The 19,410-nt window shown below is 71.9% G+C and carries 16 protein-coding genes; 14 read left to right on the top strand and 2 right to left on the bottom strand.

The features are described 5' to 3' along the window. Position 1 precedes the first annotated feature (1 nt). The 9 genes from AB0G28_RS35800 to AB0G28_RS35760 all read left to right on the top strand — a co-directional run bounded on the left by AB0G28_RS35800 (position 2) and on the right by AB0G28_RS35760 (position 11,061). A complete protein-coding gene (locus AB0G28_RS35800; RefSeq protein ID WP_361099718.1) occupies positions 2-1,747 on the top strand; it encodes an amino acid adenylation domain-containing protein in 1,746 nt (581 codons plus the stop codon). 14 nt (positions 1,748-1,761) lie between these two features. After that, complete coding sequence (locus AB0G28_RS35795) at positions 1,762-2,952, top strand: cytochrome P450 (RefSeq protein ID WP_361099715.1); 1,191 nt, start codon at positions 1,762-1,764, stop codon at positions 2,950-2,952. A 113-nt stretch (positions 2,953-3,065) separates the two neighbouring features. Next, positions 3,066-4,130 (top strand): 4-hydroxyphenylpyruvate dioxygenase, encoded by a 1,065-nt coding sequence (gene hppD, locus AB0G28_RS35790; RefSeq protein WP_361099712.1) that lies wholly within the window; start codon positions 3,066-3,068, stop codon positions 4,128-4,130. Beyond that, positions 4,127-5,203 carry an alpha-hydroxy acid oxidase gene (locus AB0G28_RS35785; protein ID WP_361099709.1) on the top strand — a complete coding sequence of 359 codons (1,077 nt, stop codon included), beginning with the start codon at positions 4,127-4,129 and terminating at the stop codon, positions 5,201-5,203. The genes hppD and AB0G28_RS35785 overlap by 4 nt, the downstream gene beginning before the upstream one ends. Before the next feature lie 41 nt (positions 5,204-5,244). Next, positions 5,245-6,594 carry a cation:proton antiporter gene (locus tag AB0G28_RS35780; RefSeq protein ID WP_361099706.1) on the top strand — a complete coding sequence of 450 codons (1,350 nt, stop codon included), beginning with the start codon at positions 5,245-5,247 and terminating at the stop codon, positions 6,592-6,594. 328 nt (positions 6,595-6,922) lie between these two features. Continuing rightward, positions 6,923-8,335 (top strand): NDP-hexose 2,3-dehydratase family protein, encoded by a 1,413-nt coding sequence (locus tag AB0G28_RS35775; protein ID WP_361099703.1) that lies wholly within the window; start codon positions 6,923-6,925, stop codon positions 8,333-8,335. A 1-nt stretch (position 8,336) separates the two neighbouring features. Next, on the top strand, positions 8,337-9,314 hold the full coding sequence (locus AB0G28_RS35770; protein WP_361099701.1) for an NAD-dependent epimerase/dehydratase: 978 nt from the start codon (positions 8,337-8,339) through the stop codon (positions 9,312-9,314). Beyond that, entirely contained in the window at positions 9,311-10,420 is a 1,110-nt protein-coding gene (locus AB0G28_RS35765; RefSeq protein ID WP_361099698.1) for a DegT/DnrJ/EryC1/StrS family aminotransferase, read from the top strand. The genes AB0G28_RS35770 and AB0G28_RS35765 overlap by 4 nt, the downstream gene beginning before the upstream one ends. 23 nt (positions 10,421-10,443) lie before the next feature. Then, positions 10,444-11,061 carry a dTDP-4-dehydrorhamnose 3,5-epimerase family protein gene (locus AB0G28_RS35760; RefSeq protein ID WP_361099696.1) on the top strand — a complete coding sequence of 206 codons (618 nt, stop codon included), beginning with the start codon at positions 10,444-10,446 and terminating at the stop codon, positions 11,059-11,061. 60 nt (positions 11,062-11,121) lie between these two features. Here the strand turns inward: AB0G28_RS35760 and AB0G28_RS35755 are convergent, their stop codons facing one another. After that, positions 11,122-12,270, bottom strand: a complete 1,149-nt coding sequence (locus AB0G28_RS35755; protein WP_361099693.1) for a glycosyltransferase — start codon at positions 12,268-12,270, stop codon at positions 11,122-11,124. Positions 12,271-12,482: 212 nt separating this feature from the next. Between AB0G28_RS35755 and dpgA the strand changes: the two genes are divergently transcribed. The 5 genes from dpgA to AB0G28_RS35730 all read left to right on the top strand — a co-directional run bounded on the left by dpgA (position 12,483) and on the right by AB0G28_RS35730 (position 17,517). Further along, positions 12,483-13,583 (top strand): 3,5-dihydroxyphenylacetyl-CoA synthase DpgA, encoded by a 1,101-nt coding sequence (dpgA, locus tag AB0G28_RS35750; protein ID WP_361099690.1) that lies wholly within the window; start codon positions 12,483-12,485, stop codon positions 13,581-13,583. Then, the gene (gene dpgB / locus AB0G28_RS35745; protein WP_361099687.1) at positions 13,577-14,233 is read left to right on the top strand and encodes an enoyl-CoA-hydratase DpgB; all 657 of its coding nucleotides are present in this window, start codon (positions 13,577-13,579) and stop codon (positions 14,231-14,233) included. Before dpgA ends, dpgB begins: the two co-directional genes overlap by 7 nt. Beyond that, positions 14,230-15,525, top strand: coding sequence for a (3,5-dihydroxyphenyl)acetyl-CoA 1,2-dioxygenase DpgC (gene dpgC, locus AB0G28_RS35740; protein ID WP_361099684.1), 1,296 nt, complete (start codon positions 14,230-14,232; stop codon positions 15,523-15,525). Before dpgB ends, dpgC begins: the two co-directional genes overlap by 4 nt. Next, positions 15,522-16,331 (top strand): enoyl-CoA-hydratase DpgD, encoded by an 810-nt coding sequence (gene dpgD, locus AB0G28_RS35735; RefSeq protein WP_361099681.1) that lies wholly within the window; start codon positions 15,522-15,524, stop codon positions 16,329-16,331. Before dpgC ends, dpgD begins: the two co-directional genes overlap by 4 nt. 100 nt (positions 16,332-16,431) lie before the next feature. Further along, entirely contained in the window at positions 16,432-17,517 is a 1,086-nt protein-coding gene (locus tag AB0G28_RS35730; RefSeq protein ID WP_361099678.1) for a 3-deoxy-7-phosphoheptulonate synthase, read from the top strand. Between the two features lie 215 nt (positions 17,518-17,732). Here the strand turns inward: AB0G28_RS35730 and AB0G28_RS35725 are convergent, their stop codons facing one another. Then, positions 17,733-19,007, bottom strand: a complete 1,275-nt coding sequence (locus AB0G28_RS35725; RefSeq protein WP_361099675.1) for a cation:proton antiporter — start codon at positions 19,005-19,007, stop codon at positions 17,733-17,735. Between the last annotated feature and the right edge of the window lie 403 nt (positions 19,008-19,410).

The following is a 19,410-nucleotide window of genomic DNA, read 5'->3' as shown; positions in this document are numbered from 1 at the left end:
CATGACCGGCGCGATCGTGCCCCCGTCCACGGCACCGGCCCTGTTCGAGGCGGCCGCCGCCGCGGTGCCGGACCGGCCGGCCGTGGCGATGGGGACCACCACGCTGACCTACGCCGAGCTGAACACCCGAGCCAACCGGCTCGCGCGCCGGCTGGTGGCGCACGGCGTGGGCCCGGAGCGGCTGGTCGCCCTGGCGATGCCGCGGTCGATCGAGTTCGCCGTCGCGATGCTGGCCGTGCACAAGGCCGGTGGCGCGTACGTCCCGATCGACCCCGACTACCCGGAGGAACGCCGGCGGCACATGCTGGCCACCGCGGCGGCGCAGTGCCTGCTGTGCCTGCCCGGGCAGGACGTCGACGGCGCTCCCGTCGTGCTGAGCGTGACGCTGGAGGAGGCCGGCCCGCCCGAGCCGGACCTGGACGACGCCGACCGGCTCGGCCCGCTGCTGCCCAGCCACCCCGCGTACGTCATCTTCACCTCCGGCTCGACCGGGCAGCCCAAAGGCGTGGTGGTCACGCACCGGGGGATCCCGAACCTGGCCGCCGACTACGTGCACCGCCAGAACCTGTTGCCGGACAGCCGGTTGCTGGCTTTCGCGTCCCCCAGTTTCGACGCCGCGGTCGCCGAGTTCTGGCCGATCTGGCTGGCCGGCGCGTGCCTGGTGCTGGCGCCCGCGCCGGACCTGATCCCCGGCGAGCCGCTCGCCCGGCTGGTCCGGGACCAGCGCATCACCCACGTGACGCTGCCGCCGTCCGCCCTGGCGCCGCTGGAGGAAGCGGGCGGCCTGCCCGCGGGGCTGACCCTGCTGGTCGCGGGCGAAGCGTGCCCGGCGCCGGTCGCGAAGCGCTGGTCCGCCGGCCGCGTCATGATCAACGCGTACGGCCCGACCGAGGCCACGGTCGCGGTGACCGCGAGCGACCCGCTGACCGGTGACGGCACGCCGCCGATCGGCAGGCCGATCACCGGTGTCCACACCTACGTCCTGGACGACCGGCTGGCCCCCGTGCCGGACGGGACCGTGGGCGAGCTGTACATGACCGGCCCCGGTCTCGCCCGCGGCTACCTGCACCGGCCGGCCGCGACCGCCGAGCGGTTCCTGCCGGACCCGTTCGCCGGTCCGGGGGAACGCATGTACCGCACCGGTGACCGGGTGCGGGCCCGTCCGGACGGCCAGCTCGTCTTCGTCGGCCGGGCCGACGACCAGCTGAAGGTGCGTGGTCACCGGATCGAGCCGGCCGAGGTCGAGTCCGCGCTGCTCGCGGTGGACGGGGTGGCCCAGGCGGTGGTGACCGAGCACGACAACCGGCTCGTGGCCTACGTGGTCGGTGCCGGGGGCGCGCGGGTGACCGCCGAAGACCTGCTGCCGCCGCTGCGGAAGCAGCTGCCCGGCTACCTGGTCCCCGACGTGGTCGTCAGCCTGCCGCACCTGCCGACCACGCCGAACGGCAAGGTCGACCGGGCCGCGCTGCCGGCTCCCGAACGCGAGGACGCCGGGCGCGCGGCCTCGGGGCGGCCGCCGAGCACGCCCACGGAAGTCCACCTGGCCGCGTTGTTCGCCGAAGTGCTCGGGGTCAGCAGCGTCGGCGTGGAGGACAGCTTCTTCGACGTCGGCGGCCACTCGCTGCTCGCCACCCGGCTGGTGTCCCGCATCCGCGAAAGCCTGCGGGTCCGGCTGCGGGTGCAGGCCTTCTTCGACGCGCCGACCGTGGCCGAGCTCGCCAAGGTGCTCGACGCCGCCCTGACGTGACCTGGAGACCTTTCATGCAGACGACGAACACCGTCGACCTCGGCAACCCCGACCTGTACACGACCCTGGAGCGGCACGCCCGCTGGCGCGAGCTCGCGGCGGAAGACGCGATGGTGTGGAGCGAACCGGGCAGTTCCCCCGGCGGCTTCTGGTCGGTGTTCTCGCACCGGGCGTGCGCCGCGGTCCTCGCACCTTCGGCGCCGCTCACCTCCGAGTACGGGATGATGATCGGGTTCGACCGCGAGCACCCGGACAACTCCGGCGGCCGGATGATGGTGGTCTCCGACCACGAGCAGCACCGCAAGCTGCGCAAGCTCGTCGGGCCGCTGCTGTCCCGGGCAGCCGCGCGCAGGCTGGCCGAGCGCGTGCGGACCGAGGTCGGCGGCCTGCTGGACCAGGCGCTCGACGGCGGCGTGTGCGACGTCGCCACGGCGATCGGTCCCCGCATTCCCGCCGCGGTGGTGTGCGAGATCCTCGGCGTGCCCGCCGAGGACGAGGACATGCTCATCGACCTGACCAACCACGCCTTCGGCGGCGAGGACGAGCTGTTCGACGGGATGACGCCGCGGCAGGCGCACACCGAGATCCTCGTCTACTTCGACGAGCTGATCACCGCGCGCCGCAAGGAACCCGGCGACGACCTCGTCAGCACCCTGGTGACCGACGACGAGCTCACGGTCGACGACGTCCTGCTCAACTGCGACAACGTGCTGATCGGCGGCAACGAGACCACGCGGCACGCGATCACCGGCGCGGTGCACGCGCTGGCGACGGTGCCCGGCCTGCCGGCCGCGCTGCGGGACGGGAGCGCGGACGTCGACACCGTCGTGGAAGAAGTGCTGCGCTGGACCTCGCCCGCGATGCACGTGCTGCGGGTGACGACCGCCGACGTCACGATCAACGGCCGTGACCTGCCACCCGGCACCCCGGTGGTGGCGTGGCTGCCCGCCGCGAACCGGGATCCCGCCGAGTTCGACGACCCCGACACGTTCCGGCCCGGGCGGAAACCCAACCGGCACATCACCTTCGGGCACGGCATGCACCACTGCCTCGGGTCCGCGCTCGCGCGGATCGAGCTGTCGGTCGTGCTGCGGGTGCTGGCCGAGCGGGTGTCCCGGGTGGACCTGGACCGGGAGCCGGAATGGCTGCGGGCGATCGTCGTGCAGGGGTACCGGGAACTCCCGGTGCGGTTCACCGCGCGCTGACCGTCGTGTCCACTGTGGACTTAGCGGTGGGTGTCAACCGGACACCGTTGATGCGCAATGGTCTTGGAGCCATCCTGGGAATGAGCGTTACTGCTATTTAACGGAGGAATGTCTTGACTTCCGAGTCGACTGTCCAGAATTTCGAGATCGACTACGTCGAAATGTATGTGGAAAACCTCGAGGCGGCCACGTTCACCTGGGTGGAGAAGTACGCCTTCGCCGTCGCCGGTACCAGCCGGGGCGCGGACCACCGGAGCGTCACGCTGCGGCAGGGGCCGATCAAGCTGGTGCTCACCGAACCGACGTCGGACCGGCACCCGGCGGCCTCCTACCTCCAGACGCACGGCGACGGGGTGGCCGACATCGCGCTGCGCACGCCGGACGTGACCGCCGCTTTCGAGGCCGCGGTGCGCGGCGGGGCGGCCGCCGTGCGCGAGCCGGTGCGGCTCGACGGCGGCTCGATCGTCACGGCCACCATCGGCGGGTTCGGCGACGTCGTGCACACCCTGGTTCAGAGCGGCGAAGCCGCCGCGCCGGAGGTCACCGGCCGGAGCGGGGGAGACGTGGAGCTGCTCGGGCTCGACCACTTCGCCGTCTGCCTGAACTCGGGTGACCTCGGCCCGACGGTGGCGTTCTACGAGCGGGCCTTCGGGTTCCGGCAGATCTTCGAGGAGCACATCGTGGTCGGCCGGCAGGCGATGAACTCCACCGTGGTGCAGAGCGCCTCCGGCGAAGTCACCCTCACCCTGATCGAGCCGGACAGCAACGCCGACCCCGGTCAGATCGACGAGTTCCTGAAGGCCCACCAGGGCGCGGGCGTGCAGCACATCGCCTTCAACGCCGACGACGCGGTCGGCGCGGTCCGGGCGCTGTCCCGGCGTGGCGTGGAGTTCCTGAAGACTCCGGGCACCTACTACGACATGCTCGGCGAACGCATCGAGCTGCAGACGCACTCGCTGGACGACCTCCGGTCGACGAACGTGCTCGCCGACGAGGACCACGGCGGCCAGCTGTTCCAGATCTTCGCCGCGTCCACCCACCCGCGGCACACCATCTTCTTCGAGATCATCGAGCGGCAGGGCGCCGGGACCTTCGGCAGCGCCAACATCAAGGCCCTGTACGAGGCCGTGGAGCTGGAGCGCACCGGGCAGAGCGAAATCGGCGCCGTCCGGCGATGACGCCCGTCTGCCTGGCCGACCTCGAACGCGCCGCGCGCGGCGTTCTCCCCGGCGAGATCTGGGACTTCCTCGCCGGGGGCAGCGGCGCCGAGGCGTCGCTGGCGGCCAACCGCACCGCACTCGAGCGGATCTTCGTGGTCCCCCGGATGCTGTGCGACCTGGCCGGCAGCACCACCGAGGCCGAGCTGCTGGGCCGGCCCGCCGCGCTGCCGGTTGCGGTCGCGCCGGTGGCGTACCAGCGGCTGTTCCACCCCGAGGGCGAGCTCGCGGCGGCCCGCGCCGCCCGGGACGCCGGCGTGCCGTACACCATCTGCACCTTGAGCAGCGTTCCGCTCGAGGAGGTCGCGGCCGTCGGCGGCCGGCCCTGGTTCCAGCTGTACTGGCTGCGTGAGGAAAAGCGGTCGCTGGAGCTCGTGCGCCGCGCGGAGGACGCCGGGTGCGAGGCGATCGTGTTCACCGTCGACGTGCCGTGGATGGGACGCCGGTGGCGGGACATGCGCAACGGCTTCGCGCTGCCGGAATCGGTGACCGCGGCCAACTTCGACGCGGGCGCGGCCGCCCACCGCCGCACCAGCGGCACTTCGGCCGTGGCCGACCACACCGCGCGCGAGTTCGCCCCGGCCACCTGGGAATCGGTCGAGACGGTCCGCGCGCACACGGACCTGCCGGTGGTGCTCAAGGGCGTCCTCGCCGCCGAGGACGCCCGCCGCGGGGTCGAGGCCGGGGCCGACGGGATCGTGGTGTCCAACCACGGAGGTCGTCAGTTGGACGGCGCCGTGCCGGGGATCGAGGTGCTGGCCGAAATCGCCGATGAGGTCTCCGGCCGCTGCGAAGTGCTGCTGGACGGCGGGATCCGGACCGGCGGGGACATCCTCAAGGCGGCCGCGCTCGGTGCGTCGGGCGTGCTGGTCGGGCGGCCCGTGATGTGGGGACTGGCCGCGGCGGGCCAGGAGGGCGTGGCGCGGGTGTTCGACCTGCTCGCCGCCGAACTCCGGAACGCGCTGGGCCTGGCGGGCTGCGACTCGGTGAGCGCGGCCCGCCGGCTGGGCACGCGGGTCCCCCGGTACGGCTGATCTTCCCTGCCCCTCGTAAGACGTTTCCTCGAAGGAGAAGAATGCTGCACCACCTCGCCGCGCCGGTCGCGCCGATCGCCGCGCACAGTCTCCTGATCTTCCTGCTGCAGGTCGGCCTGCTGCTCCTGCTCGCCGTGGTGCTCGGCAGGCTGGCCGGCCGCTTCGGGATGCCCGCGGTCGTCGGCGAGCTGTTCGTCGGGGTGGTGCTCGGTCCTTCGTTCCTCGGCTGGGCCGCACCGGGCCTGCACGGGTGGCTGTTCCCGGCCGCCGCCGAGCAGTACCACCTGCTCGACGCCGTCGGCCAGGTCGGCGTCCTGCTGCTGGTCGGTCTCACCGGCGTACAGATGGACATGGGGCTGGCCCGCAAGCGCGGCCTCACGGCGGCCGGGGTCAGCCTCGGCGGCCTGCTCCTCCCGCTCGGGCTGGGGATCGGCGCGGGGTACGTGCTGCCGAAGGTGCTCGTCCCGGAGGGCACCGACGTCACCGTCTTCGCGATGTTCCTGGGCGTGGCCCTGTGCGTCAGCGCCATCCCGGTCATCGCCAAGACGCTCATCGACATGAAACTGCTGCACCGCAACATCGGGCAGCTCACGCTCACCGCCGGGATGGTCGACGACGTGTTCGGCTGGTTCATGCTGTCCGTCGTCAGCGCGATGGCGGTCAACGCGGTCTCCGCCGGCACCGTGCTCACCTCGCTGGCCTACCTGGCCGCCATCATCGCCTTCTGCTGCACCCTCGGGCGCCCGCTGGCCCGGGGCGTGCTCCGCGTCGCGGCCAGGTCCGACGGCCCCGGACTCACCGTCGCCACCGCCGTGGTCCTGATCTTCCTCGCCGCGGCCGGTACGCAGGCTCTCGGCTTGGAGGCGGTCTTCGGAGCCTTCCTCTGCGGCATCCTGCTCGGGACGGCGGGCAAGGTGGATCCGGCCAAGCTCGCTCCCCTGCGCACGGTCGTCCTGTCGGGACTCGCCCCCCTCTTCTTCGCCACGGCCGGGTTGCGGATGGACCTCACCGCGCTGACCCACCCGGTGGTCCTGCTCACCGGGCTGGTGGTGCTCGCCCTGGCCATCGCGGGCAAGTTCCTCGGCGCGTTCGCCGGCGCGCGGCTGAGCGGCCTGAACAAATGGGAAGGGCTGGCGCTCGGCGCCGGGCTGAACGCGCGCGGAGTCATCCAGGTCGTGGTGGCCATGGTCGGCCTGCGGCTGGGCATCCTCAGCGTGGAGGTCTACACGATCATCATCCTCGTCGCGATCGTCACTTCGCTGATGGCGGCGCCGATCCTGCGGTTCGCGATGTCCCGGGTGGAGCAGACCGCCGAAGAAGAGGTCCGGGAGAGCGAGCACCGGGCCTGGACCGCGCCCCCGGAGGCGAGCCCGCGGCAGCGGAGCCGCTAGTGGCGCGCGTCCGAGGTGCGTTGACAGCGGCTCGGCTCAAAGCGCCCCAATGTGGCGTTGGTTGCGTCCAACGCACCGAACGCCACATTGGGTGCGTTGGATGCACCGAACGCCACATTGGGTGCGCTGGACGCACCGAACGCCACATTGGGTGCGCTGGACGCACCGAACGCCACATTGGGGCGCACCGGCCCGCGCGACGAACAACTTGCGACGCGCGCCATCAGCCGGATTTCCCGGTGTGCACGGAGGAACTGGACGACCTGGACCGCCGGGAATCCCCGCGGCTACCTTTCACCGCGGGACGGCCATGACGAGGAGCCCATCGATGCTGCCCTACCTTGTTCGACCGGTCGCGGTGCGGACCCGCCACGACCACGGCCACCTGGACCGCATCGCCTTGTCGGCCGCCACCCCCGAGGGGGCGCACCTGCGGACCGAGGACGTCCGCGCCTGGATCGCCGAACGCCGTGAGGCCAACGTGTTCCGCGTCGAGCGCATCCCGTTCGCGGACCTGGACCAGTGGTCGTTCGAGGGCGCGACCGGCAACCTCGTGCACGACAGCGGACGGTTCTTCGCCATCGAGGGCCTGCACGTCGTCGAGCACGACGGCCCGCACGGTGACGGCCCCTACCGCGAGTGGCAGCAGCCGGTGATCAAGCAGCCGGAGGTGGGGATCCTCGGCATCCTGGCCAAGGAGTTCGGCGGGGTCCTGCACTTCCTGATGCAGGCCAAGATGGAGCCGGGGAACCCCAACCTGGTGCAGCTTTCCCCGACCGTGCAGGCCACGCGCAGCAACTACACCAAGGCGCACGGCGGCACGAACGTCAAGCTGATCGAGTACTTCGCCCCGCCCGACCCCGAACACGTCATCGTCGACGTCCTGCAGGCGGAACAGGGCTCGTGGTTCTTCCGCAAGTCCAACCGCAACATGATCGTCGAGACCGTCGACGACGTGGCGGTGCCGGCCGACTTCTGCTGGCTCACCCTCGGCCAGATCGCGGAGCTGATGCACGAGGACGAGACGATCAACATGAACGCCAGGAGCGTGCTGTCGTGCCTGCCCTACCACGACCCGGCTCCCGGCGCGCTGTGGTCCGACGTGCAGCTCCTGTCGTGGTTCACGAACGAGCGGTCCCGCCACGACGTGCGCGCCCAGCGCATCCCGCTCAAGGAGGTGTGCGGCTGGAAGCAGGGCGTCGAAGCGATCGAGCACGAGGACGGCCGGTACTTCAAGGTCCTCGCGGTCGCCGTGAAGGGCAGCAACCGCGAGCGGATCAGCTGGACCCAGCCGCTGCTCGAATCCGTCGGGACGGGTGTCGTCGCGTTCCTCGTGCGCGAGATCGACGGCGTGCCGCACGTCCTGGTGCACGCCCGCGCCGACGGCGGTTTCCTGGACACCGTCGAGCTGGCGCCGACCGTCCAGTGCACGCCCCGCAACTACGCGCACCTGCCCGCCCAGGACCGTCCGCCCTTCCTGGACGCCGTCCTCGGCGCTCCGCGGTCGCGGATCCGGTACGAGGCGATCCATTCCGAAGAGGGCGGTCGCTTCCTCGACGTCCGGGCGCGGTATCTCGCGGTCGACGCGGACGAGACCGTCGATCCGCCACCCGGCTACGCCTGGGTCACCCCGGCCCAGCTCACCACGCTCACCCGGCACGGGCACTACGTCAACGTCGAGGCCCGCACGCTTCTCGCCTGCCTCAACGCCTCGACGGCCCGATCTCGAGGAGGTGCATGACATGAAGCTGATCACCGTCCTCGGCGCTTCGGGCTTCGTGGGCTCGGCTGTCACGCGCGCTTTGGCGCGGCAGCCGATCCGGCTGCGGGCCGTGGCGCGCCGGAGGTTCACGCCCGCGCCCGGGCGGGCCGAAACCACCGTCGTCGCCGCCGATCTCACCGACCGGGCCGCGCTCGCCGACGCGGTGGCGGGCTCGGACGCGATCGTGTACCTGCTCCTGGCGGACGGCGGCTGGCGCGCGGCCGAGACGGACGAAGCCGAACGCGTCAACGTGGGCGTGATGCGGGACCTCGTCGACATCGCCGGCCGCTCCGGCGGGACATCGCCGCTGGTGGTGTACGGCGGCGCCGCTTCGCAGGTCGGTGTCCCCCCGCGGGAGCCGCTCGACGGGAGCGAGCCCGACCACCCGGCGACGCCGTACGACAAGCAGAAGCTGGCGGCGGAGCAGATCCTCAAGAAAGCCACGGCCAACGGGCAGGTGCGCGGCATCAGCCTGCGGCTGCCCACGGTGTTCGGGGAGAGCGCGGCGGACGGGGCGAACCAGGACCGCGGTGTCGTTTCCGCCATGGCGCGGCGGGCACTCGAAGGCCAGGCGCTCACCATCTGGGGCGACGGCACCGTGCGCCGGGACCTCGTCCACGTCGAGGACATCGCGAAAGCGTTCACGGCCGCGCTGGCCGGCCCGGACTCCCTGGTGGGCGGCCACTGGCTGCTCGGCGCCGGCCGCGGCGACCAGCTCGGCGACGTTTTCCGGCTGCTGGCCCGGGAAGTGGCCGCGCACACCGGACGGAACCCGGTCGAGGTGACGTGCGTGGAACCGCCGTCGCACGCGCCCGAGACGGACTTCCGGAGTGTCACCATCGATTCCACACCGTTCCGGACGATCACCGGCTGGCGCCCGGAGATTTCGCTGTCCGAAGGAGTGCGCCGCACTGTCGCCGCTTTGCCGGCCCCAGCTCACGGAAAGGCTCGTCCATGACCACGCGCGTATGGGACTACCAGGCCGAATACCGGAACGAACGGCTCGACCTGCTGGACGCGGTCGAGACGGTCTTCGACTCGGGGCAGCTCGTGCTCGGCGCGAGCGTGGCCGGCTTCGAGGCGGAATTCGCCGCGTACCACGGGGTCGGGCACTGCGTCGGGGTCGACAACGGGACGAACGCGATCAAGCTCGGCCTGCAGGCACTGGGCGTCGGGCCGGGCGACGAGGTGATCACGGTGTCCAACACCGCCGCCCCGACCGTGGTCGCCATCGACGGCACCGGCGCCACCCCGGTCTTCGTCGACGTCCGCGAGGACGACTTCCTGATGGACACCGGTCAGGTCGAGGCCGCGATCACCGGGCGCACGAAGTGCCTGCTGCCCGTGCACCTGTACGGGCAGTGCGTCGACATGGCACCGCTGAAGGAACTCGCCGCGAAGCACGGACTGTCCATTTTGGAGGACTGCGCCCAGGCGCACGGCGCCCGGCAGCACGGCACGGTCGCGGGCTCGACCGGTGACGCGGCCGCGTTCTCCTTCTACCCGACCAAGGTGCTCGGCGCGTACGGCGACGGCGGCGCGACCATCACCTCCGACGAAGCCGTGGACCGGCGGCTGCGTCGGCTGCGGTACTACGGTATGGACAAGCAGTACTACACGCTGGAAACGCCCGCCCACAACAGCCGGCTGGACGAGGTCCAGGCCGAGATCCTGCGGCGCAAGCTCAAGCGGCTCGACACCTACATCGCCGGCCGCCGGGCCGTCGCCGAGCGCTATGCCGACGGGCTCGGCGACACCGAGCTGAAGCTGCCGCGGACGGTTCCCGGCAACGAGCACGTGTACTACGTGTACGTCGTGCGCCACCCGCGTCGCGACGACATCCTCGAGCGGCTCAAGGCGTACGACATCCACCTGAACATCAGCTACCCGTGGCCGGTGCACACGATGACCGGGTTCGCCCACCTCGGCTACGCGACCGGATCGCTGCCGGTGACCGAGAAGCTGGCCGGCGAGATCTTCTCCCTGCCGATGTACCCCGCGCTTTCGGCCGACCTGCAGGACAAGGTCATCCACGCCGTCCGCGAAGTACTGACCACCCTCTGACCACGCCGATCCCAGGAGCAGCCGTGCAAGCACGCAAACTCGCCGTCGAAGGCGCGATCGAGTTCACCCCCCGCGTCTTCCCCGACGACCGGGGCCTGTTCATCTCGCCCTTCCAGGAAGAGGCCTTCGTCGAAGCGCACGGCAGTCCCCTTTTCCGGGTGGCACAGACGAACCACAGCATGTCCAAGCGTGGCGTGGTGCGGGGCGTCCACTACACCGTGACGCCGCCGGGCATCGCGAAGTACGTCTACTGCGCCCGCGGCAAGGCACTGGACATCGTGCTCGACATCCGGGTCGGCTCGCCCACGTTCGGCAAGTGGGACGCGGTCCTGATGGACCAGCAGGACCACCGGGCGATGTACTTCCCCGTCGGGGTGGGGCACGCGTTCGTGGCGCTCGAGGACGACACCGTCATGTCGTACATGCTGTCCGGGCGTTACGTCCCGCAGGACGAGCTCGCCATCTCGGCCCTGGATCCCGCGCTGGAACTGCCCGTCGACGCCGGCGTCGAACCGATCCTCTCCGACCGGGACCGGGCGGCCATCACCCTCGCCGAGGCGCGGCAGCAGGGTCTCCTGCCGGACTACGCGACCAGCCTGGAGATCGAGCGGCGGCTGACGGAAGTCTCCGTCTCCGCCTGAAAAACGAGCCGCGCGGCCGCCTCCCCGGAGGGGCGAGCGGCCGCGCGGCCGTTCGTCCGGTCAGACGCGGCCGGGCAGTGCGGCGGCGACCTCGGCCGGAGCGGGCATGGCGGCGACCTCTTCCGCGAGAGCGCGGGCGGCGTCCCGCACGGCGGTGTCCGCCAGCAGGGCGCGGGCCTGCTCCGTGACGGCCTCGGCCGTGAAGCCGTCGCCGGTGAGCTGGGCGGCGACACCGGCCTCGACCGCCGCCCGGGCGTTGGCGAGCTGGTCGGCGCCCTGCGGCAGGACCAGCTGCGGCAGCCCGGCGCCGAACGCGCCCAGCGTCGTCCCGCTCCCGCCGTGGTGTACGACGAGGTCCACGTGCGGCAGCAGTTCGCTCTGCGGGACCCACGCCTCGAGCCGCACGTTCGGCGGCACCTCGCCCAGCAGCTCGACGCCGATGACCGGGCCGGTGGCGACCAGCACGTCGAGGTCGAGCGCGGCCAGGCCGGTGATCGCCTCGGCGAGCACGTCGGTGTTCCCGTACTGGGTGCCCAGCGTCAGGTAGGCGAGCGGACGGTCGCGGTCGCGGCCTTCGATCCCGGCGGGCAGGTCACCCGGCACACTCCAGCCGACCGGCCGCACCGGGATCCGCTTCGCCGCGGCGAGGAACTCCCGCGACTGCACCGACTCGGGGCAGATGTCGAGGACCGGGTCGCCGAACCCGGTCTCCAGTTCGCCCTCGACACCGAATTCGGCGGAGGTCGCCCGGATCCGCTCGCGGATCTCCTCGCCGGCGTCGTACTCCGCCACCCGGCCGAAAGTGTGGCTGAAACACGGAATCCCGGCGCGCTTGGCGGCGTAGGCCGCACCCGCGTTCATCGCCTCGTAGACCACCAGGTCCGGGCGCCGCCCGGCCAGGACCGGCTCGATGTCTCCGGCGAAAGCGCGGGGCAGGACCGCGCCGAACACCCGGCCGAGGATCTTGTACAGTTCTTCCGGCGGAAGCCGCCTCGGGTCCCCGTCGAGTCCCTTCACCTCCGCCATGAACGCTTCCTGAGGGGTGATTCCGGCCGGGATACCGGTGATTCCGGCTTTCTCGACGGCCGGCAGGAATTCGTCGGTGGTCGCGAAGCCGACTTCGTGCCCGGCGTCGCGCGCGGCGACGGCGAGCGGGATGAGGGGAAAGCAATGTCCGTAGCCGCCGAGGGCCGTGAATAGCAGGCGCATGCGCCAACAGTAGCCGTCGGCGGCCGGGGTGCCCATGACTGTTTTCCGTCCCCCGGCGCGGGTTTCCGCATTGGACGATCTTGACCGCCCTGATCGGCCGCGCCTATTTTCGGAAATGCCCTCTCCGCATTCGCGAAAGGTGAGATCATGGCCGTTTCACAGGTCAAGCAGCTGCTTCGGAGCAAGCTCAGAACCTGGGGGTGGATGTACCGATGACGATCGCCGCCGAACCGGCCGAGGACCTTTCCGTTCTCACCGGGCTCACCGAGATCACCAGGGTCGCCGGTGTGGGGACCGCCGTGTCCGCCACCTCCTACTCCCAGACCGAGCTGCTGGAAATCCTCGACGTCGAGGATCCCCGAATTCGCTCGGTTTTCCTGAACAGTGCCATCGACCGGCGTTTTCTCACCCTTCCGCCGGAGCGTCCCGGCGGGGGACGCGTGTCCGAACCGCAGGGCGACCTTCTCGACAAGCACAAGGAGATCGCGGTCGACATGGGGTGCCGGGCCCTGGAGGCCTGCCTGAAGTCGGCGGGAGCGACGCTTTCGGACCTGCGTCACCTGTGCTGCGTCACCTCGACCGGTTTCCTGACCCCCGGCCTGAGCGCGCTGGTCATCCGCGAGCTGGGCATCGACCCGCACTGCAGCCGTGCGGACATCGTGGGCATGGGGTGCAACGCCGGCCTGAACGCGCTCAACGTCGTCGCCGGCTGGTCCGCCGCCCACCCGGGTGAGCTCGGGATCGTCCTGTGCAGCGAAGCGTGTTCCGCGGCCTACGCCCTGGACGGCACCATGCGGACCGCGGTGGTCAACAGCCTGTTCGGCGACGGATCCGCCGCTCTCGCCGTGGTTTCCGGTGACGGGCGCGTGCCCGGCCCGCGGATCCTGAAGTTCGCGAGCTACATCATCACCGACGCCGTCGAGGCGATGCGCTACGACTGGGACCGTGACCAGGACCGGTTCAGCTTCTTCCTCGACCCGCAGATCCCCTACGTGGTCGGCGCGCACGCGGAGATCGTCGTCGACCGGCTGCTGTCCGGGACGGGCCTGCGGCGCAGCGACATCGGCCACTGGCTGGTGCACTCCGGCGGCAAGAAGGTCATCGACTCCGTCGTCGTCAACCTCGGCCTGAGCCGCCACGACGTCCGCCACACCACCGGCGTTCTCCGCGACTACGGGAACCTTTCCAGCGGCTCCTTCCTCTTCTCCTACGAGCGGCTCGCCGAAGAAGGCGTGACCCGGCCCGGGGACTACGGCGTACTCATGACCATGGGGCCCGGCTCCACCATCGAAATGGCGTTGATCCAATGGTGAACGGTGAACTGGTGCTGCGGCTCGACGGCGCACGGCCCCTGTCGGCCGCGTCGGTCGAGGAACTGTCCGCCCTCTGCGACTTCGCGGAAGACCACCGCGAACCCGGGCCGGTCACCGTCCACGTCACGGGTGCCCCGCCCGCCGGCTGGGCGGCGGGGGTGACGGTCGGCCTCGTCTCCAAGTGGGAACGGGCGGTGCGCCGGTTCGAGCGGCTCGGCAGGCTCACGGTCGCGGTGGCGGCGGGCGACTGCGCCGGGACGGCGCTGGACGTCCTCCTCGCGGCCGACGTCCGGATCGCCGCCCCGGGCACCCGGCTGCTGCTGGCCGGGGCCGGCGGCGCGCCCTGGCCCGGGATGACCGTGCACCGGCTCACCCGGCAGGCCGGGGCGGCCGGCATCCGGCGGGCGGTGCTGCTCGGCGCCCCGATCGAGACCGAGCGCGCGCTGGCCCTGAACCTGCTCGACGAGGTCTCCGACGACCCGGCGGCGGCGCTGGCGAAGCTCGCCCGGACGGCCGGCGCCGTGGACGGCAAGGAGCTGGCGATCCGCCGTCAGCTGGTCTTCGAAGCCGGCTCGACCGCTTTCGAAGACGCGCTCGGTGCCCACCTGGCCGCGGCGGACCGGGCCCTGCGCCGGGAAGGCGTATCGTGACAACGGATTTCGCGACCCAGCCGCTGCTCGGCCGCGAGGCACTGGCGGAGGCCGCTCAGCGCGTCGACGACCTGCTCGCCGGGCTGCCGTCGCCGTCCGCCCGGACTCCCGGGCAGCGCGAGGCTGCGGCTTCGGCGCTGGACGGGATCCGGGCGATGCGCGCGGACTACGTGGCAGCGCACGCCGAAGCGATCTACGACGAGCTCACCGGCCGCCGGGCCCGGTCCCTGCGCATCGACGAGCTCGTCCGGGCCGCCGCCCGGGCCTTTCCCGGCCTCGTGCCCACGGACGAGCAGATGGCCGCCGAGCGCGCGCGGCCGCAGGCGGAGAAGGAAGGGCGGGAGATCGACCAGGGCATCTTCCTGCGCGGGATCCTGCGGGCGGACCGGGCCGGTCCGCACCTGCTCGACGCCATGCTCCAGCCGACCCCCCGGGCGCTGAAGCTGCTCCCGGCGTTCACCGAGTCCGGTGTGGTGCAGATGGAGGCGGTCCGGCTGGAACGCCGGGACGGCGTCGCGTACCTGACCCTCTGCCGGGACGACTGCCTCAACGCCGAGGACGCCCAGCAGGTCGACGACATGGAGACCGCGGTCGACCTGGCCCTGCTCGACCCGGCCGTCCGGGTGGCGCTGCTGCGCGGCGGCGAAATGAGCCATCCCCGCTACCGGGGACGCCGGGTCTTCTGCGCGGGCATCAACCTCAAGAAGCTCAGCTCGGGCGGCATCCCGCTGGTCGACTTCCTGCTGCGGCGGGAACTGGGGTACCTCCACAAGATCGTCCGCGGCGTGGTCACCGACGGTTCGTGGCACTCGCGGACGATCGAGAAACCCTGGATCGCGGCCGTCGACTCCTTCGCCATCGGCGGCGGGGCGCAGCTCCTGCTCGTCTTCGACCACGTGCTGGCCGCGTCGGACGCCTACTTCAGCCTGCCCGCGGCGAAGGAGGGGATCATCCCCGGCGCGTCGAACTTCCGGCTGTCCCGGTTCACCGGGCCCCGCGTGGCCCGGCAGGTGATCCTCGGTGGCCGCCGGATCCGGGCGGACGAGCCCGACGCCCGGTCGATCGTCGACGAGGTCGTCCCGCCCGGGGAGCTGGACGCGGCGATCGACGCCGCGCTGGCCCGCCTGGACGGGGAGGCGGTGCTGGCCAACCGGCGCATGCTGAACCTCGCCGAGGAACCACCGGAGGAGTTCCGCCGGTACCTGGCCGAGTTCGCCCTGCAGCAGGCGCTGCGGATCTACGGCGAAGACGTGATCGGCAAGGTCGGCCGGTTCGCGGCGGGCTCGGCATGATCGGCGACCGGGTCCGGTACGAGAAGAAGGACCACGTCGCGTACGTGACGCTGGACCGGCCCGACGTGCTCAACGCCATGGACCGGCGGATGCACGAAGAGCTCGCCGGCGTCTGGGACGACGCCGAGGCCGACGACGAAGTCCGGGTGGTGGTGCTGACCGGCGCGGGGACCCGCGCGTTCTCCGTCGGCCAGGACCTCAAGGAACGCGCGTCGCTGAACGCGGCGGGCGCGGCGGCGACGACGTTCGGCAGCCGCGGTCAGCCGGGGCATCCCCGGCTGACCGACCGGTTCACCCTGTCCAAGCCGGTCCTCGCCCGGGTGCACGGCTACGCGCTGGGCGGCGGTTTCGAGCTGGTGCTCGCGTGCGACATCGTCATCGCCTCCGCCGACGCGGTGTTCGCGCTGCCGGAGGTCCGGCTCGGCCTGATTCCCGGGGCGGGCGGGGTGTTCCGGCTGCCGCGGCAGCTGCCGCAGAAGGTGGCGATGGGCTATCTGCTGACCGGGCGCCGGATGGACGCGGCGACGGCGCTGAAGTACGGGCTGGTGAACGAGGTCGTGCCGGCGGAGGAACTGGACCGGTGCGTCGCCGAGTGGACGGACAGCCTGGTGCGCGCCGCTCCGCTGTCCGTCCGCGCGATCAAGGAGGCCGCCCTGCGGTCGCTGGACGTCCCGCTGGAGGACGCGTTCACCGCTTCCTACGTCTGGGAAGAACGCCGCCGGCGGAGCGAGGACGCGGTCGAGGGTCCCCGGGCCTTCGCCGCGAAGCGGGATCCGGTCTGGACCGGGGAGTACCGGCCGAGTTGAACGGCTGTCGGTTTCGAGTGAGGGATGGTGCGGAAATGTCGGTGACGGAATTCGCTGTGACGGCCCGAAGGGGAGCGGCCGGGCGCCGGGTGTGGTCGCGATGACCCACACCGTCGCCACGATCGACCTCGACAACCAGCGCATCGACCGGATCGTCCCCCTGGTCACCCCGGCCCTGCTGCACCACGAACTGCCGCTCAGCGCCACCGCGGCCGAGACGGTGCGCAAGGGCCGCGAGACCGTCGTCGGCGTCCTCGACGGCACGGACGACCGGCTCCTGGTGATCACCGGGCCGTGCTCGATCCACGACCCCGCCGCGGCGCTCGACTACGCCGGCCACCTCGCCGCGATGGCCGGCGAGGTCGCCGACGACCTGCTGGTCGTGATGCGCGTGTACTTCGAGAAACCCCGGACGATCGGCGGCTGGAAGGGGCTCATCAACGACCCGCACCTCGACGGCACCGGCGACGTCAACCAGGGGCTGCGCACCGCCCGGCACCTCCTGCTGGAGCTCGCCGAACAGGGCCTGCCCGCCGCCTGCGAATGGCTGGACACCACCATTCCCGCGTACTTCGCGGACACGGTCTCGTGGGGTGCCATCGGCGCCCGCACGGTGGAAAGCCAGAACCACCGCATGCTCGCCAGCGGCCTGTCCATGCCCGTCGGCTTCAAGAACCGCCGCGACGGCGACATCACCGTCGCCATCGACGCGATCCGGGCCGCCGCGGCCCGCCACGTCGTCCCCGGCGTCGACCCCGGTGGCGTGCCGGCCATCCTGCACACGGCGGGCAACCCGGACTGCCACGTGGTCCTGCGCGGCGGCGACACCGCGCCCAACCACGACTCCGCGTCCGTCCACAAGGCACTGACGGCGCTGGCGGCGGCGGGCCTGCCCGGCCGGGTGGTGATCGACGCCAGCCACGACAACAGCGGCAAGGACCACCACCGCCAGCCCGCCGTCGCGGCCGAGATCGCCGCCCAGGTCGAGAGCGGACGGCACGGCATCGTCGGGGTCATGCTCGAGTCCAACCTCCGCGCCGGCCGCCAGAACCTCGAGCCGGGCCGCCCGCTGACGTACGGCCAGTCGATCACCGACGCCTGCATCGACATCCCCACCACCCGGACGGTCCTCCACGGCCTCGCCGCGGCGGCCGCCACCCGGCGCAAGCTCGCCCGGGCGAGGTGACCGAGCCGTTCAGCGCGGCGTGGGGCGGGCGGGGAGGAGGTCCGGACCGAGGTCATCCGGCCGCGGCCGGCACATCGAACGCCGGCCTCCGGCGAGCCGGCGGCCGGCCCGGGTCCGGCTCGCTCACCGCGTCGGAGCCGCGCCGGCCGCGAGCCCGGACGGCGCCGATGGGCAAGCGGCCGGCCCGCCCCCGGTGACGGGCGGGTGCCGGCCGGTCACGTGGCGGCCGTGGCGGCCTTGTCGCGGCGCAGCAGGAGCCGGGTCACCGGCCGGGCGCCGACGCCGTGCAGCAGCACGCTGCCGAGGACGCAGACCACCGTGATGGTCAGGATCGTGTCGGCCGTGCCGCCGTCCGGGAGCCGGTTGAAGGCCAGGAGCCCGAACACGATCGTCGTCGTGCCGCGCGGCCCGAGCGCGCCGAGGAGCAGGCGCTCGCGGGCGGGGAACTTCGAGCCGAGCAGCGAAAGGAACACCGGTGCGAGCCGGAGCACGGTGAGCGCGGCCGCGCAGAACAGCACGACCTGCCAGGACACGCCGACGACGACCACCAGCACCGCCGCGACGCCCACCATGAACCACATGGTCATGGTCAGCACCGAGGTGAGGTCCTCCAGCAGCTGGAAGTCCTTGGTGAGGGAGTGGGCGCTGTCGGTGCCCCGCGCCCCCGGAGCACGGCGGAGCCGGCGGGCCTTCAGCTGCCGGTGGACGTACCGGAAGGCGGTCCCGCAGACGAAGGAGGCGACGAACCCGTTGCCGTCGACGGCGACGGTCGCCGTGTAGGTCAGCAGCGGGGCCAGCATGACGACGACGCGCGCGGCCTGGTCGGTCATCCAGCCGAGCCGGTGCGCCTGGTCCATGAGCACCGCCAGCAGCGTCCCGAGCACCACGCCGGCGACGAGGGCCTTGAGCGCGAACGGCACCACGGTGCCCAGCGCCTCCAGCGGGGTCCGCTGCTGGTCGTGGTCGCCCGCGAGGATCAGGGCGAAGAGGAAGATCGGGGAGACGATTCCGTCGTTGTAGCCGCTCTCGACGTTGAGCACGTTGCGGGCGTGCATCGGTACTCCGCGGTCGCGGACCAGCCGCTCGGCGGGGGCGAAGTCGATCGGCATGACGACGCCGGCGATCAGCAGCAGCACCGGCCAGGAGAAGCCGGGGAACAGGACCCAGCCGAACGCCATCGCGAGCGCGAGGCTCAGCGGGAGGGCCAGCAGCAGCACCCGGGCGACCGACCACGGCGCGCTGCCCCAGAGCCGCCCGCCGCGCACCTCGGTGGCGTCGGTGAACAGCAGCACGGCGAGGATGATCTCCGCGACCTGCTGCACCGCCTGGGTGTTCAGCACGGCGTTGATCGAGTCCTCGTTGAGGACGCCGACGACGACGCCGGCGAGCACGAGGACCACCGGGGCACCGAGGTTCCACCGGTCCAGGCGCGCGGCCGCCAGCGAGCGGACCAGGATGGCGGCGGCGATCGCGAGAAACAGGGCGTTCATGAGGGAGGCGGGCTCGTTTCCGCAGGTCGGGTCTGTACTCAGTGGACGGTGGGCGCGGCCGATCATAGCCGAAGCCACGGACACCGCCCGGCTGCCGGGTTCCGAAGGGCGCGGGCCGGGCGGCCCGCCCGGATGCCGGGAGTGCTCTTCCGCTCGCGGAGTGTGAGCGCTAACATCCCCGTCGCTCGGCAAAGACGGAGGAGGGAACGAATGCGCGGGTTCCGATCGTCGTCTCGGTACTGCTGATCGCGGGGGCGCTGGTGGCGCCGGCCGGCCCGGCGAGCGCCCGTCCGCCGGGATACGCCGGGTACCTGTTCGCCTACTTCACCGGCGAAGGCACGCCCGACGGCGAGCAGGTCTACTTCGCGTTGAGCCAGGGCAACGACCCGCTGCACTGGCGGCA

This window comes from Amycolatopsis sp. NPDC021455 (assembly GCF_040640995.1).
Lineage (GTDB): Bacteria > Actinomycetota > Actinomycetes > Mycobacteriales > Pseudonocardiaceae > Amycolatopsis.
Note: the sequence above shows the minus strand (reverse complement) of the source record. Positions and strands in the feature narration are given on the sequence as shown.

What these genes read in the sequence shown, in the direction of transcription:
- AB0G28_RS35800 (WP_361099718.1), top strand. Translation starts at nt 2, where the DNA reads ATGACCGGCGCGATCGTGCCCCCGTCCACGGCACCGGCCCTGTTCGAG.
- AB0G28_RS35795 (WP_361099715.1), top strand. Translation starts at nt 1,762, where the DNA reads ATGCAGACGACGAACACCGTCGACCTCGGCAACCCCGACCTGTACACG.
- AB0G28_RS35785 (WP_361099709.1), top strand. Translation starts at nt 4,127, where the DNA reads ATGACGCCCGTCTGCCTGGCCGACCTCGAACGCGCCGCGCGCGGCGTT.
- AB0G28_RS35780 (WP_361099706.1), top strand. Translation starts at nt 5,245, where the DNA reads ATGCTGCACCACCTCGCCGCGCCGGTCGCGCCGATCGCCGCGCACAGT.
- AB0G28_RS35775 (WP_361099703.1), top strand. Translation starts at nt 6,923, where the DNA reads ATGCTGCCCTACCTTGTTCGACCGGTCGCGGTGCGGACCCGCCACGAC.
- AB0G28_RS35770 (WP_361099701.1), top strand. Translation starts at nt 8,337, where the DNA reads ATGAAGCTGATCACCGTCCTCGGCGCTTCGGGCTTCGTGGGCTCGGCT.
- AB0G28_RS35765 (WP_361099698.1), top strand. Translation starts at nt 9,311, where the DNA reads ATGACCACGCGCGTATGGGACTACCAGGCCGAATACCGGAACGAACGG.
- AB0G28_RS35755 (WP_361099693.1), bottom strand. Translation starts at nt 12,270, where the DNA reads ATGCGCCTGCTATTCACGGCCCTCGGCGGCTACGGACATTGCTTTCCC.
- dpgA (WP_361099690.1), top strand. Translation starts at nt 12,483, where the DNA reads ATGACGATCGCCGCCGAACCGGCCGAGGACCTTTCCGTTCTCACCGGG.
- dpgB (WP_361099687.1), top strand. Translation starts at nt 13,577, where the DNA reads ATGGTGAACGGTGAACTGGTGCTGCGGCTCGACGGCGCACGGCCCCTG.
- dpgD (WP_361099681.1), top strand. Translation starts at nt 15,522, where the DNA reads ATGATCGGCGACCGGGTCCGGTACGAGAAGAAGGACCACGTCGCGTAC.
- AB0G28_RS35730 (WP_361099678.1), top strand. Translation starts at nt 16,432, where the DNA reads ATGACCCACACCGTCGCCACGATCGACCTCGACAACCAGCGCATCGAC.
- AB0G28_RS35725 (WP_361099675.1), bottom strand. Translation starts at nt 19,007, where the DNA reads ATGAACGCCCTGTTTCTCGCGATCGCCGCCGCCATCCTGGTCCGCTCG.